The organism is Roseovarius sp. EC-HK134, from assembly GCF_902498815.1.
In the GTDB taxonomy this organism is placed as follows: domain Bacteria; phylum Pseudomonadota; class Alphaproteobacteria; order Rhodobacterales; family Rhodobacteraceae; genus Roseovarius; species Roseovarius mucosus_A.
This window is the reverse complement of sequence record NZ_LR701542.1, coordinates 1-14,777: the sequence shown is the minus strand read 5'-3', so window position 1 is coordinate 14,777 and position 14,777 is coordinate 1. Positions and strand designations below refer to the sequence as shown.

The following is a 14,777-nucleotide window of genomic DNA, read 5'->3' as shown; positions in this document are numbered from 1 at the left end:
TGATAGATTCGCATAATGAAGTTTATGTTATTTAATCCGGCTAATACCTACCTTCGCTTATGGATTTGACAAGGCGCACGTCTCAGAGAAAGCGTAATTTCGCTGCGCATGCGTGTACGGATGCTTAAGCGCGCGTTGCGGCCTTTCAAGATGAATTGCTGACCTTCATTGGTAATGGTCTTGATCCGGTAAGAGAGTCTGCTAATCGTTCCGACTTCGAGCCATAATCCAAACTTCTGTCCCATAGCTGACCGCCACGCCATGTGAAGTGGCGATCAAAGCAAGTGACTTAGGTGGTTAGACCTACGAATGGCGCTCAAACACAATGGTCTCTCCACCATGCAGTACAAGTAGCGTTTCGAAAGCATCGCGCTGGTCCCCCATCTCCATGCCGGGCGAGCCGATCGGCATTCCGGGAACGGTCAGGCCAACGGCATCTGGACGCTCAGCCAACAGGCGTTGGATGTCAGCCGCCGGGACATGGCCCTCGATGACGTACCCTTCTATGAACCCTGTGTGACAGGAGCTAAGCTCGGGTGTTATCCCTGCATTGTCCTTGGCGGCCCACAAGGCATCTTGCGTGATGTCTTGCGCATCGACGTTAATCCCGGCGGATTCAACGTGGGCGATCCATGCCGAGCAGCATCCGCAAGTCGGGGATTTGAGCACTTTCATGCTTGGCGTTGCGGCAAAGACCGGACCAGCGGCAAGTGCTGAGCCAGCGGCGATCATTAGGAAGTTTCTACGGTTCATTGGATTTCTCCTTTAGTGTTTTATTCTGGCGCTAATCGGTTCAAGCCACGCGCAGCCATGTCATCATTCCGCCTGCAGAATGCTCCAGCATGTGGCAATGCAAAAGCCAATCTCCGGGATTGTCGGCAACAAAGGCGATCTGCGCGGTCTCGCCTCGGTCTATAAGAAGCGTGTCACGCAGCGGACCTGCCGTCCCATTCGTGGCGATCTGGCGGAAGTGATGACCATGAAGATGCATCGCGTGGGGCCAGGCCGTATCGTTGGTGATGTCGATCCAAACGGTTTCGCCCCGATCAGCCGCAACCAAAGGCTCATCCGGCATGTCGGCCATGCCGTTGAAGGCCCAGACTTTACCGGCGCCGGCCATCTCGCGCATGCCCATCATCTGTCCGCCCATCATGGCACCACCCATACGTCCCATGGCCCCGCCTTCCATCAGAAGGGCTGCCCTTCTGGCAGTCTCCAAAGGGCCAAGCTGCGGCACCGGGTTGGGTGGCAGGGGTGACGGAGCGTCCAGACGTTCGGATCGGGCAACCGCTGTGACGTCAAATGTCGCGATTGCATAACCGCCGTCACGCTCAAAGCTGATAAGGAAAGCTTCCTCGCCAACGCTCGCCGTCACGTCAACAATGATATCCGCCCGTTGCGCCGGCGCCAGTGTCAGGCGATCCAACGGTTGTGGCGCATCAAGCGGCATGCCGTCCAGAGCAACAATCCATCCGGCAAAACCTTGAGCCTCAAGCGAGAAAATCCGCGCATTTGCGGTGTTCACAAGACGCAAACGATGACGACTGTGCTGCTGAACAGGTTTCCGCCAGTCGCCCAATCCGTTCACAGTGATCCAGTTCCCAATCCGACCGGCATGCGCCCAATCGTGCATATCACCGAAACCGCCCGCGATCTGGGCATCCTCCGCGAGACGCCAGTCATCAATTAAAAGCACCTCATCGTTATCGACTTCGGGGCCTCCCTCGGCCTCTTCGACGACCAGCGCCCCGGATAGCCCCCGCGCCATCTGCTCATAAGACCGATTGTGGGGATGATACCAATAAGTTCCGGCATCTGGCACAACGAAGTCATAGAGAAATGTCGCTCCAGGTTCGACGACGTCTTGTGTCAGACCGGGGACGCCATCCATCGCGTTGTCGATGCGGATCCCATGCCAGTGGATGGTGCTCGGCTGCGGGAGTTCATTTTGAAATCGGCGCGTCATTCGGGCGCCTTGCGGCAGCCTGATCATAGGACCCGGAACCGCTCCGTTGTAGCCCCACACCTGTGTTTCAGGGTAGTTCGCGGGCGCAAGTTGAAGCACGCCTTCACGCGCGATCAGGTCTGGCGGCGTTCCAGCCTGTAGAGCTGTCGAACGAAAGCCAGTTGCCGCCAATGCCGCAACCATCCCACCTCCAAACCTCCGACGTGTGATCGTTTTCATAAGAAACCCCCTCTGTTCGTTTCTGTGGTCTGACCGCTGGCGGCCGCACTACCGATTTGGTTTGTCGCTTCGGGCGCGCTGATCGTGGTCAAGATTGCTGTTGTCATAAGGATCAATGCCACAAGCACCGATTCCATTTGAATGCTCCGACGCAGATGCGCGCTGGCACCCGGCTCTTGCCGAAGCAAGGCAGGCGTCAGGCGCAACTTGTTCCATGCGGCAAAGCCAATGATGCCGAGAAAAACGCCCAGCTTGATTGCAAAAAACTGCCCGTAGGAGGTAAAAAACGCATCTAGTACGTTGCCAGTTAGCAGCCATAGGGTAACTCCCCCCGCCAAGGTCAACGCACCAACGACCCAGATGGCAATCCGGCCAAAATCGTGGCTGACCTGCCCGGCGACACTGGCCGTGTCCGCCCCCGAAAGGCGGTAGAGCGGCGTGAAGGCCCCAATCCAGAACGCCAAGCCCAGGATATGGAGCGAGATGAGTGCGGCAAGCAAAAAGCGTGGTTCTTCCAGCGCATGGCCGCGAAATACGAAAGATGCCGCCACGACAAGGACACCGAAGACCGCGAGCGGTCGCCCGAGACGTGCGGGCAGCAGGATCGCACAAATCAAGGCCAGTCCGACAAGCCGCAAAGCGATGCTGGAGCCCAGGGGGCTTTCCGAAACCATCGTCAGCATCATCGGATCAGCTGCGCCTTGCCATGTGCCGCCCATCAGAAAACTCGCACGCAGCGGAAGTCGCATTAGGGACAAAAGAGCTGCCCCAATGGCGCAGAGGACCGACAACCGGCGAAGCGCTTGCACTTCGGGTGCGGGAAGACGGCGGAGCGTAAGCATACTCAATATGCTGCCCATCGCGATCAAGGCCGTCGCGTAGACAAGCGCCTTTACACAAATGGACAGCCAAGTGAGCAAATCAGCCGAAGCGAGGGCGCTCAGCATCGGGTCTCAATTCGAGATTTCAAAACTGAACGTTCCCTGCATTGGATGACCATCGGCTGCCAATCCTCGCCAGTCGACCTTGTATTGCCCAGCCGGCAGCGCGGGCGGCGCGGCACTGAATTCACTGACAGGCTGCATATTGTCGCTGCGCGTCACATCATGCGCAGCCCCGTCCTGATCGGTGAGAGAGATCAGAGTGACGCGCATTGGCATGTCAAAGCGCATTGAAATTGTCGGTGGAGATGTCTCCAGAACAGCCCCATCTGTAGGCTCTGTTGCCTCTTTCTTCGAATGCGCATCTGCGCTTGGAAGTGCGAACGCCAGTGAAAGTGCTGCGATCACGGCAAGGTAAATGGCAGGTTTCATATTTTTCTCCTGAGCCCCGGGTTCGAAAAACGCTGACCGGAAACAAGGTCTCCGGCCAGCCGTCGCCGCCTTATTCAGGCATCATCGCGCCAATTGCATACATGCCGTCGTCGCCCTTGATCAGCATCAGCGTGACGGAATCTCCGGCCGCAATTTCGCCCATCATTTCCGCGTCGGGCATCATCGCCAAATCCATCGTCATGGCGGGCCAGCCGATTTCAGGGATGGGTTCGTGACTAACATTGGCAGTGCCTTCGCCGATGGAATTCACCACCGCCCTGGTATGCACAGCACCTTCCATCATTTCGTCACTCATCGGCATGTTCGAATGGTCCATGTCCGAGTGGTTCATGTCCGAGTGGTTCATTTGCGCAAACGCCAGTGGCGCGCTCAGAACGAGAACAGAGAGGGCAAGAGAGAGAGTTTTCATCGGTAGTCCTTTCAGGTTGGGGTGATTGGCAGGTCCTATTCTGCCGGTACAGGTGCTGCGGCGTCTTGAGCTGGTTGCAGCAATTCTTTGTTGACCCGTTTGAGGGCCAGCCTTTTCCAGATCACGAAGATCGACGGAATGACAAAGAGCGTCAGAAGGGTCGCGGTCGCCATGCCACCGATCATCGGAGCCGCAATCCGCTGCATGATCTCGGAACCAGTTCCGGTGCCGTACATGATCGGAATGAGTGCTGCGAAGATCGTTGCAACTGTCATGACTTTGGGACGGACGCGCAGGAGCGCGCCTTCAAAAACAACCTCTTCCACATCTAGCGAGGTCATTTCGCGCCGCTCAGTCGCGGCTTCTTTCTTGCGTTTTTCCCATGCCAGATTGAGATACAGCAGCATCACGATGGCCGTTTCGACCGCCACGCCAGCCAGCGCGATAAAGCCCACCAGAACCGCAACCGAGATATCAAAGCTGAGATACCACAAGAACCAGACGCCTCCGGCCAAGGCGACGGGTAACGCGGCAAGAATAATCCCCACTTCGATCACCCGATTGAAGGCCATGAACAGCATCAGGGTGATAATTAGAAGTGTTGCCGGGGCTACGAGCTTGAGCCGTTCCTGCATGCGTTCGATATATTCGTACTGGCCGGACCATGTTATCGAATAACCCGTTGGCAGTGTGACCTGATCGGCGACAAGCGCACGGGCTTCATTTACATATCCCCCCAGATCACGCCCCGCGATGTCGATAAAGACAAAGCCTGTGCGTCGGGCGTTCTCAGAGCGGATCATGGCAGGTCCATCGACAACCTTGATTTCGGCAAGGCTGCCGAGCGGAATGTGCGCTCCCGATGGGGTTACCACGGGCAGATCGCGCAACCGTTCGGGGCTGTTGCGCCATTCTTGGGGGTAACGCAGATTAATGGGGAAACGCTCCAGCCCTTCGACCGACTCCGACACCTGCATGCCGCCGATGGCAGTCTGCACAACATCCTGAATGTCGCGGACAGACATCATGTAGCGGGCAGCGGCATCGCGATCGACGTTGATCTCAACAAAACGCCCGCCAATGGGGCGTTCAGCGTAGGCCGATGCCGTACCATCAATGTCGGCCACCACGCGCTCTACCTCGATCCCGATCTGTTCGATCACACTGAGGTCTGCGCCGGATATCTTGACGCCCACGGGTGTCTTTATGCCGGTCGCCAGCATGTCGATCCGGTTCTTGATCGGTTGAATCCAGACATTGGTAACGCCGGGGATCTGTACCACACGATCAAGCTCGTTGCGGATCATCTCCATCGTCATGCCGGGGCGCCACTCGTCCTCGGGTCTGAGCTGAATGGTGGTCTCGATCATCGTCAACGGCGCGGGATCGGTGGCGGTGTCCGCCCGGCCCAGCTTGCCATGCACGGTCAGAACCTCGGGCACCGTCGCAATCAGGCGGTCCGTCTGTTGCAAGACCTCGCGCGCCTTGCCGATAGACACACCGGGATAGAGCGATGGCATATAGAGGAAATCGCCCTCGTTCAGTTCGGGCATGAATTCGGTTCCGATACGCTGAAGCGGCCACATCATCGAGGCGACAAGTGCGCCCGCCAGCAGCGTCGTGGCCCATGGCCACGCCACGGCGGCGTCCAAAAACGGGCGGTAAATCCAGATCACGATCCGGTTCAGCGGGTTCTTTCGTTCAGGCAGAATGCGCCCGCGCACGAAGTATCCCATCAACACCGGCACCAGCGTGATCGACAGGATCGCAGCGGCGGCCATTGCGTAGGTCTTGGTGAAGGCAAGCGGTTTGAAGAGCCGCCCTTCCTGGCTTTCCAACACGAACACCGGCAGGAAGCTGACCGTGATGATCGCAAGCGAATAGAATAGGGCGGGCCCAACCTCTGAGGCACATTCACTGACGATGCGCCAACGATTTTCGTTCGTCAGTTTCTCCTTTTCGATCCGCCGGTGCATCGCCTCGATCATGACGATCGCGGCGTCCACCATGGCGCCGATGGCAATGGCAATGCCGCCCAGCGACATGATATTGGCGTTCACCCCTTGCAGCTTCATGATGATAAAGGCCGCAAAGATGCCAAGCGGGAGCGACAGCAGGATCACCAACGATGACCGGATGTGCAAAAGGAAAGCCGCACAGACCAAAATGACGACGATGAATTCCTCGGTCAGTTTCTTTTGCAGGTTCTCGATTGCGCGCTCGATCACGCCTGCGCGGTTGTAGGTGGTGACGATCTCGACCCCTTCGGGCAGGCTGGAGCGTAGCTCTTCGATGCGGGTTTCCACGGCCTTGATCGTGGCCAGCGCATTGCCGCCCCAGCGCAGGATCACCACGCCGCCGACGGCGTCACCCTCGCCGTTGAACTCGCCCACACCACGTCGCATTTCAGGACCAAGGCGAATGTCGGCGACATCGGCCAAAGTGATTGCCGCACCGCGCGCATTCACCATCAACGGCGCCTTGGCCAGATCGGCCAGTTCATCGACGTAGCCCGTGGAGCGGACCATGAATTCGGCCTCGCCCATCTCGATCACGCTACCGCCTGTCTCGCGGTTGGCGCCCTGAATGGCGTTGCGGATCTGGGCAAGTGTCACGTCATAGGCGCGCAGCTTGTTGGGATCGACGACGACTTGGTATTGCTTGACCATGCCACCGATGGTGGCGACCTCGGACACGCCGTCGACAGTTTGCAGCTCGTACTTCAGGAACCAGTCCTGAAGCGTGCGCAACTCGGCCAGATCATGGCCACCGGTGCGGTCGATGAGCGCGTATTGGTAGATCCAACCCACGCCCGTCGCATCCGGTCCAAGCTGGGGTGAGACACCCTCGGGCAGATCGGCAGCGATCTGGCCAAGGTATTCCAAAACCCGCGTGCGCGCCCAATAAAGATCGGTTCCGTCCTCGAAAACCACATAGACATAGCTGTCGCCGAAGAATGAAAACCCGCGCACGTCGCTCGCCCCCGGCACGGCAAGCATGGCAGTTGCAATCGGATAGGTGATCTGGTCTTCGACCACCTGCGGCGCCTGCCCCGGATAGGGCGTTTTGACGATCACCTGCACATCCGACAGGTCCGGAATGGCGTCGACGGGGGTTTCCCGGATCGCCCAGATGCCTGCAACGGCGATCATGACCGCGAGGGCCAGAATGATCACGCGATTCGCGATCGAAGCGCGAATGATGGCCGGGATCATTGGATCACCTCGGGTGCCGCAGCCACGCCAACAAGCGTCAATGAGAAGTCCGCGTTGCGCTTGAGCAGAAGCGTAACCTCATCTCCCTCCGGCAGGCGCGAGACATCAACTGACGGATCAATGGCGAAGTCCATCGTCATCCCCGGCATCCCGATCTCCATCATCGGGCCGTGGGTGATGTTGGCCATACCCGCCGCTGCATCAAGGGCGTTGATCGTGCCTGACACTTCCATCGGCGGGACAATCGGTTCGGCCGAGGCAAGGATCATTGTCATGCCATCCGGGCGGGCGAAGGTCAGGGTCATCTCCTGCCCGGTGATCAACGCCCCAGGATCAAGCCCCGCGTCCATGGCGAAGCCCATGGTCATGCCGGGCATCCCGATCTCGACAATTGGTCCGTGCGCGATGGTGGCCATGCGGGTCTCTTGATCAACGCTCTCGATGGTTCCAGACACCACAATCGGCGGGACCGCGGCATCTTCTGTTGCCGCTTCCACCGGTTCGGGTGTGCTCATCTGGTTTTTGCTCATCATCCCGTCGCCGCGCACTGCGACGATTGTGAAGAGCCCATCCTCCCCTTTGGACAGATCGAACTCGACGGGCTCATCGAGCGGCACCTCTGCCACGTCGAACCCTGCGACTGGCATGTCCATCTGCATGGAAGGCCACCCCAATTCCGGGATCGGATCATGAGATAGCGTCAGTTTGCCATCCGCCGTGACGGCCATGACAGTTCCTGTGCCTGTTGCGGCAATGCCATCATCGCTGCCAAGCTCGATCAGGCTGAGCAACCCGTCCGCACCGCGTGCCGCGCGGAACGCCACCTGCTGACCCGGTTCCAACCGACCCAGCGGAATATCGGCGCGCAGCGGAAAATCCGATGTCATCGCAGGCCAATCCAGCGCGTCTAGTGCCGCATGTCTGATCGTGGCGCTGCGGTTATCGATGTCGAGCGCAATCAACTCGCCCGTCCCGCGCGCGGGAGCCTCATCAGTCGGTGCCATGCGCATCAGACCGGCGCTCAACGCGCTCTCGCTGTCGATCAGAAACTGAGCGGAGGCCACGACTTCTTCACCGGGTGCCAGGCCCTGAACAACTTCCGTCCGGCCGCCCCCGCCGAAATTGTCCCGCAAGCCCGTTGTGATCAGGCGGGGCTTAAACGTGCCCTCTCCGGTTTTCAAAATGACGCGTTCGGCAGCGCCTGTGCGAATGATCGCCTCGGTCGGAACCGTCAGCGCCATGCGGGTCTCGTTCGGGATCAAGCTGACATTGCCGAACATGTTGGGCCTGAGCAGCCCTTCGGAATTGTCGAACCGCAGGCGCACGGGCAGCGTGCGGGTCTCGGCATCAAGCTCGGGATAGACGTAATCGACCACGCCCTCGAAGGTGCGTCCGTGCAAGTGCTCGAACCGCGCGACCGCGCGCATATCATCCGTCATGCGCGCGATGTCTCGTTCGAAGACATCGACGATCAGCCAGACGGCACTGAGGTCGGTCAAAGAGACGGCGCGAACACCAGGTTGCAGGAACATCCCATCTGCTGCCTCGAGGGAGATGACCACCCCGTCCTGCGGGGCCAAAACCTCAATGTTACGCGCAAGCACACCTTCGGCTTCGATCCGGGCGATCTGGTCGTCCGACATGCCGAGGCTCCGCAAACTGCTGCGGGCGGCTTCGAGGATGCGGGGGTCGCCATCTTCAACCGCGCGCACCAGATCGCTGCTGGCAGAGCCGATCTGGGGCGAGAACATTTCGAAAAGGACGTCGCCCTTGCGCACCGGATCACCGACGGCGCGGACGTTCAACGCCTCGATCCAGCCCTCGACGCGGGTGTGCACATGGCTTGTCAGGTGTTCGTCATAGCCCACAAAACCCACCGTCTCGATCCGCTGCGAAATCTCGGCGGTCTGCGCAATCGCGGTGCGGACACCGATCGCATTGATCTCGGCCGCTGACAGCGTCACCTCGGACGGATCGCCGGAGGGCTCCTCACCTGCAAAGACTGGCACCAAATCCATTCCCATGGGGGATTTGCCGGGACCCGGCTGCCGGAAATTGGCATCCATCGGAGCAACCCAATAGAGGATTTCTGGCCCCGTCGACCCGGCCATGTCCGAAGGATTGAAGTACAGTCTTTCCAGATAGATGCCACCAGCAACCCCGGCGGCAAGCGCCAGAATGCTCAGGGCTGAATATCGTCCACGCATTGTTGCCTCGACCCCAGTTCCGACAACGGAACTGTTTCTAATCAATTGCAGTCGCGCAGTCGCAGGATGCGGCCACGGTTCGGAAATCAATCAGAGGTTTCTTGGGGGTCGATCTTTTGAGGAGCTGACGCTGGAAGTCATAAGCCTGCCGCAATCCAGCAATGTGGCATCGGGCAAAAGCATGCCCGCAGCGAGGATTTCCGATGACGGGAACGTCATGTGAAAGCAGCACATTGAAAGCACGCAGTGCGCACACTTCTCCTGTGACACACCATTTTCTTGGGCGGTTTCGGCAGTGTACGCCATCTTTGCCAAGTGCATCGGACAGTCACTCTCTGCACCCGACATGACTTGGTGGTGCGCCTGACTATCGAACATAGAGGCAGCGGCATGTGCAGAAGGCGATATGAGCTGAAAAACGAACACCAAGATCAGGAGCAAAAGCCCCATCGGTCGCAAAACCGACCCGATCCCGAATCTTTCATTCAGCCATGTCATGCAGAGGTCATCCAGTGTTCACGACCGAAATGCAAGTCAGATCAGCGTGAACGGGCTGATCAGCGAAGATCTGCGAACGCCAAGGCCTTGCAAATAAAAGCTGATTGATCGTTCACACGAAACGCTTTCAAGGTCTGCCGCATCCAACTTGTCATCGATTTCCTTTTTTGTTTGGAACCTTCCACCGTAGGAATGTTGTTTGTTTTCAAAGGCTGCAATTTGGAGAATGACAATGAGTTACTCGCGATTTCTAGCAATGATCGTCACATCGACGGTCGTAATGTTCGGGTTAATGTATCTGAATACATACGCGTTGGGACACATCCAGTTCAGCGAAACACGGACGTATATGGCGCTTTATATGGGTGCGGTGATGGCAGTCATAATGCTGCTTTTCATGTGGGGCATGTATAAAAAGAAAGCGTTCAACTACGCCATCATCGGATCGAGCGTGGTTGTCTTTGCCGTATCGCTCTTCTTACTGCGATCACAGACAACCGTTCAGGATGTGTCTTGGATGCGGGCGATGATTCCGCACCACTCCATTGCGATCTTGACCAGTGAGCGCGCGGAAATCTCTGACCCACGAGTGCAGCGACTTGCCCAAGACATCGTTGAAGCGCAACGCCTCGAGATTGCGGAAATGAATGCCTTGATCGCTGACCTTCAGGGAGGACCGCCCGCGACGCCGGAAATAGATGGGCGATAAGGCGGCCTTGACCTTCCAGTCACTGGAAGGACTATGTTGCGTCTATGGAGGACCTGAGAATGTCGGAGACAGCACTCGCAGAGAAAATCATCACGCGCGATCCCGTATGCGGAATGACAGTCGACGCGGACGCGGACAAACCGCGTCTGGAGCATGATGGGCATGTCTATCATTTCTGCCACGACGGATGCAGGGACAAGTTCGTCAAAGATCCCGAGGCGTATATCGAGGCGACCGATCCCGTTTGTGGGATGACCGTCACGCGGGCGACAGCGCAGTTTCTGTCAAAACATGCGGGTGATCGTTTCTATTTCTGCTCGGAACGCTGCCAGCACAAGTTCGATGAAGCTCCCAACGACTATCTGGGGGATCGTGCCGAGAGTGAGCCGATGCCGGAAGGCACCATGTACACCTGCCCGATGGACCCTCAGATAGTTCAGGAAGGCCCGGGTGACTGTCCGATATGCGGCATGGCACTCGAGCCGATGATGCCCACAGCTGATGCAGGACCAAACCCCGAATTGGTCGACTTTCGACGCAGGCTCTGGATCGGAGGACCATTGGCGCTGGCCGTCCTGGCGCTTGAAATGGGCGGGATGATCGGCATTCCGTGGGCTGGGTGGTTCGGCGCTGAAACCGTCCGCTGGCTTCAGTTCCTGCTCGCTTCACCGGTTGTCCTCTGGATCGCGCTCCCATTCTTCAAGCGTGGCTGGTCGTCGATCGTGACCGGCAATCTCAACATGTGGACGCTGATCGCGATTGGCACAGGGGCCGCCTATGTCTTCAGTATCGTTTCTCTCCTTGCACCGGGTATTTTCCCGGCCAATCTATCCGGCGATCACGGTCCGCCTCTCTACTTCGAGGCTGCGGCAGTGATCCTTATCCTTGTCTTGGTCGGGCAGGTGATGGAGTTGACGGCCAGAGAACGGACCGGTGACGCGATCCGCGCACTCATGGATTTGGCTCCCAAGACGGCGCGACGCGTAACGGATGCTGGCGACGAAGATGTAGCACTTGATGACGTGGTCACAGGCGACAAGCTACGGGTGCGGCCCGGTGAAGCTGTGCCCGTGGATGGTATTGTACACGAAGGCCGATCATCAGTTGATGAAAGCATGCTCACCGGGGAACCTGTGCCGGTCGAGAAGGCTGCGGGAGACGCGGTCACGGGCGGTACCCTGAACAAGACCGGCTCGTTCGTGATGACAGCGGAGGCCGTTGGCAGCGATACGGTGCTTTCAAGGATCGTTGCGATGGTTGCGAGTGCTCAGCGTTCGCGCGCGCCGATCCAGGCGATGGCAGACCGAGTGGCAGGCTACTTCGTGCCGATCGTCATCGGCATTGCAGTGCTGGCCTTCGTTGTGTGGATGGTCTTCGGCCCAACACCAGCACTTGGCTATGCAGTTGTCGCTGCCGTCAGCGTTCTGATCATCGCTTGCCCCTGTGCCCTCGGGCTAGCCACACCGATGTCGATTATGGTGGCAACTGGACGGGGCGCTCAGGCAGGTGTCCTGATCCGAGACGCAGAGGCGCTGGAACGATTTGCAAAGGTTGATGTTCTCGTGCTCGACAAGACAGGCACGTTGACGGAAGGAAAGCCGACTCTGACAGATGTTGTCGCCTTGGGCGATCAGACAGAGGAAGAGGTGTTGGGTTATGCAGCGGCTCTTGAACGCGGATCAGAGCACCCTCTTGCCGAGGCTATCCTGAAAGGCGCTGAGGACCGCGGGGCCAATAAGCTGGACCTTGCGGATTTCAGTGCGGTCACTGGCAAAGGTGTCCGCGGCAGAATTGACGAAACCGAAGTCGCCCTTGGCAATACGGCACTGATGGAAGACCTTCGGGTCGACATCTCTGCTGTCAAAGACCAACTGGCTGCCTTTCAGAACAGCGGAAAAACCGCCATGCTCCTGGCTGCAGACGCTAAACTTGCCGGAATTGTCGCAGTTGCCGATCGGATCAAAGACACGACACCTGCGGCCATTCGTGATCTGCATGCGGCCGGTCTCAAGATCATCATGGCGACCGGAGACAGCCAAGGCACTGCCGACGCCGTCGCACGAGACCTCTCGATAGACGAAGTGCGTGCCGATGTCTCGCCCGCAGACAAGGCGGATCTGATCTCGGAACTGAAAGCGAAGGGATATTCGGTTGCCATGGCTGGGGATGGCGTGAACGACGCGCCCGCCCTTGCGGCGGCGGATGTCGGCATCGCAATGGGCACAGGCGCGGATGTTGCGGTGGAGAGCGCTGGCGTCACCCTGCTGAAGGGCGACCTCGGCGGCATCGTGCGTGCGCGGGTTCTGGCGCAAGCCACGATGCGCAATATCCGCCAGAACCTGTTTTTCGCTTTCATCTACAACACGGCGGGCGTCCCGATTGCAGCGGGCATCCTGTTCCCAGTTTTTGGCGTGCTTCTGTCACCCATGATTGCTGCGGCGGCAATGAGCCTGTCGTCGGTATCCGTGATCGGCAACTCGCTGAGACTGCGGGGTATCAAATTATGAAGCTGGTCGTCTCAATCGGAATCGCGACTGCACTGGCGGGTATGGTTGCATTCTTTTTCTTTGACGCAGGTCCGAAGACCTCTGTCACCAGTGGAGACTATCTGCCGAACCTTGCGCGCGGTGAAGCGGTCTATGCGGAGGCATGTGCTTCATGTCATGGCGCAAATCTAGAAGGGCAACCGAATTGGAAATCGCCGGGACCAGATGGACGTCTACCTGCACCACCGCATGACGAAACCGGTCACACATGGCACCATCCAGATCGATTGCTGCTTCAAATCACCGCTTTGGGCACTGCAGCCGTGGTCGGAAATGGATATGAAAGCAACATGCCTGGTTTTGGCGAAATGTACTCAGAAGATGAGCTTCAAGACGTGCTGGCATGGATCAAAACCCAATGGCCCGATCGTGAGCGCGGCCACCAAGCGCAAGTCACCGCGCAGGACAGCAAAAGCAATTGACGTGCGTTGACCGCCAGAATCGTATTGCAAGACTAAGCCGCTATGAGACAAGGCGCACACGCCCGCGTGCCGGCCTGATCACCCGCCCTTGTTTCTCAAGTCTGGCGAGTGCCCTGTAAAGTGCCGGTGCAGTCACATCCAAATCCTGCGCCAATGAAAGAAGCGGAACGTCTTCGGGCAAATCATCATTCTCATCCACCACCTCAATAAGCCTCGCGATAATGCCCTCGGTCAAAGGCTTGGTTGCCCTCAGTTCGAGCAATCGCCGGGACTGCATCAGCGACTTTGACAAATAAGCAGCAAAGCGCTGTGCGAGGTCAGGTGACGTCGCCAAAGCATCCAGAACGGCCTTCCGAGGCAATAGATCGACTGCGGCTGGTGCGCGTGCGACAGCGTCGCAATGGCAGGATTCAGCAAAAAGGGATGCTTCAGCGAAGGTTTCGCCCTGCCCTGCCGCGTGAATGCGTATCGAACGCCCCGTCTCGGACCACCTGACCAGATCAATCCGGCCTTCATGCACCTTCATGAAACCCGGGCTCGTTTCTCCTTGGCGAAATAGGACTTCACCAGCGTTCAGCATCACCCGCCTTGCTTTGGCCGGTGCGCAATTATGGTTCAGTTCAGCAAAAAAATCGACAGTCGACATGACCATAATCATATTCGCATAGAGCGCTCGACGCTACCTATCATCCCAACCAAGAAAGGAAACTCCTGTGAAAGTTCTTTACCTCCCTTGCCTTATCCTGACTTGGACGCTTGCGACGGCGAGTACGACGTCAGCCCAGCACAGTGATCATCAAAATCATGGAAGCATGCATTCGACCACGACCATGCCAACGGAACCGGGCGATGCCTCTTTTGCCGCAATTAGCGAGATTGTGAAAATATTGGCGCAAGACCCGGACACCGATTGGGAGCGCGTTGATATCGACGCCTTGCGCGTTCACTTGGTCGACATGACCCAGCTAATTCTGGGCGCGAGCGTTGAAACGGAAGAGATACCGAATGGCCTTCGAATGACAATATCGCAGTCGGGCCGTCCGGGGGAAGCCGCATCCCGCATGGTCCCCGCGCATGGTCCCGTGCTTGCGAGTGAAACCGGTTGGTCATCGACTGTCGTTTCCAAGGCCCCATCGGAAGGTTTCTTCGTAGAACCACGCTAAGGGGGAACTTTCAGAGAACATCTTCACGTTCCCCAGTCTCTGGCTGGCCTGATGTTCAGCGGTCGCGCAATTTTGCGGTCAGCGGCTCT

General features: G+C 58.1%; 13 protein-coding genes. 4 read left to right on the top strand and 9 right to left on the bottom strand.

Going from position 1 to position 14,777, the window contains the following annotated elements; genetic code table 11:
• Window positions 1–303: 303 nt before the first annotated feature.
• From GC127_RS01375 to GC127_RS01340, 8 genes are all read right to left on the bottom strand, one after another.
• Complete coding sequence (locus GC127_RS01375) at window positions 304–753, bottom strand: DUF411 domain-containing protein (protein WP_151976252.1); 450 nt, start codon at window positions 751–753, stop codon at window positions 304–306.
• A gap of 40 nt (window positions 754–793) precedes the next feature.
• Entirely contained in the window at window positions 794–2,149 is a 1,356-nt protein-coding gene (locus GC127_RS01370; RefSeq protein ID WP_368372778.1) for a multicopper oxidase family protein, read from the bottom strand.
• 32 nt (window positions 2,150–2,181) lie between these two features.
• Window positions 2,182–3,132, bottom strand: a complete 951-nt coding sequence (locus GC127_RS01365; protein ID WP_151976256.1) for a copper resistance D family protein — start codon at window positions 3,130–3,132, stop codon at window positions 2,182–2,184.
• A 6-nt stretch (window positions 3,133–3,138) separates the two neighbouring features.
• Window positions 3,139–3,498 carry a copper resistance CopC family protein gene (locus GC127_RS01360; protein WP_151976258.1) on the bottom strand — a complete coding sequence of 120 codons (360 nt, stop codon included), beginning with the start codon at window positions 3,496–3,498 and terminating at the stop codon, window positions 3,139–3,141.
• 70 nt (window positions 3,499–3,568) lie between these two features.
• Window positions 3,569–3,928 carry a copper-binding protein gene (locus tag GC127_RS01355; protein WP_151976260.1) on the bottom strand — a complete coding sequence of 120 codons (360 nt, stop codon included), beginning with the start codon at window positions 3,926–3,928 and terminating at the stop codon, window positions 3,569–3,571.
• Between the two features lie 35 nt (window positions 3,929–3,963).
• Window positions 3,964–7,143: an efflux RND transporter permease subunit gene (locus tag GC127_RS01350; RefSeq protein WP_151976262.1), complete on the bottom strand. Its 3,180-nt coding sequence runs from the start codon at window positions 7,141–7,143 to the stop codon at window positions 3,964–3,966.
• Window positions 7,140–9,350, bottom strand: a complete 2,211-nt coding sequence (locus GC127_RS01345; protein WP_151976264.1) for an efflux RND transporter periplasmic adaptor subunit — start codon at window positions 9,348–9,350, stop codon at window positions 7,140–7,142. The genes GC127_RS01350 and GC127_RS01345 overlap by 4 nt, the downstream gene beginning before the upstream one ends.
• Window positions 9,351–9,440: 90 nt before the next feature.
• Window positions 9,441–9,848, bottom strand: coding sequence for a hypothetical protein (locus GC127_RS01340; protein WP_151976266.1), 408 nt, complete (start codon window positions 9,846–9,848; stop codon window positions 9,441–9,443).
• Window positions 9,849–10,080: 232 nt separating this feature from the next.
• On the opposite strand from GC127_RS01340, the gene GC127_RS01335 reads away from it, so the two are divergent.
• From GC127_RS01335 to GC127_RS01325, 3 genes are read left to right on the top strand one after another with little or no spacing between them, the layout of a single operon-like run.
• Entirely contained in the window at window positions 10,081–10,557 is a 477-nt protein-coding gene (locus GC127_RS01335) for a DUF305 domain-containing protein (RefSeq protein ID WP_151976268.1), read from the top strand.
• A 59-nt stretch (window positions 10,558–10,616) separates the two neighbouring features.
• Window positions 10,617–13,064: a heavy metal translocating P-type ATPase gene (locus GC127_RS01330; protein ID WP_151976270.1), complete on the top strand. Its 2,448-nt coding sequence runs from the start codon at window positions 10,617–10,619 to the stop codon at window positions 13,062–13,064.
• The gene (locus tag GC127_RS01325) at window positions 13,061–13,525 is read left to right on the top strand and encodes a cytochrome c (RefSeq protein ID WP_151976272.1); all 465 of its coding nucleotides are present in this window, start codon (window positions 13,061–13,063) and stop codon (window positions 13,523–13,525) included. The genes GC127_RS01330 and GC127_RS01325 overlap by 4 nt, the downstream gene beginning before the upstream one ends.
• A 40-nt stretch (window positions 13,526–13,565) precedes the next feature.
• On the opposite strand, the gene GC127_RS01320 is transcribed toward GC127_RS01325, so the two are convergent.
• Window positions 13,566–14,171, bottom strand: a complete 606-nt coding sequence (locus GC127_RS01320) for a Crp/Fnr family transcriptional regulator (RefSeq protein WP_199861161.1) — start codon at window positions 14,169–14,171, stop codon at window positions 13,566–13,568.
• A 67-nt stretch (window positions 14,172–14,238) separates the two neighbouring features.
• Between GC127_RS01320 and GC127_RS01315 the strand changes: the two genes are divergently transcribed.
• A complete protein-coding gene (locus GC127_RS01315) occupies window positions 14,239–14,688 on the top strand; it encodes a hypothetical protein (RefSeq protein ID WP_217524469.1) in 450 nt (149 codons plus the stop codon).
• The last annotated feature ends 89 nt before the right edge of the window (window positions 14,689–14,777 follow it).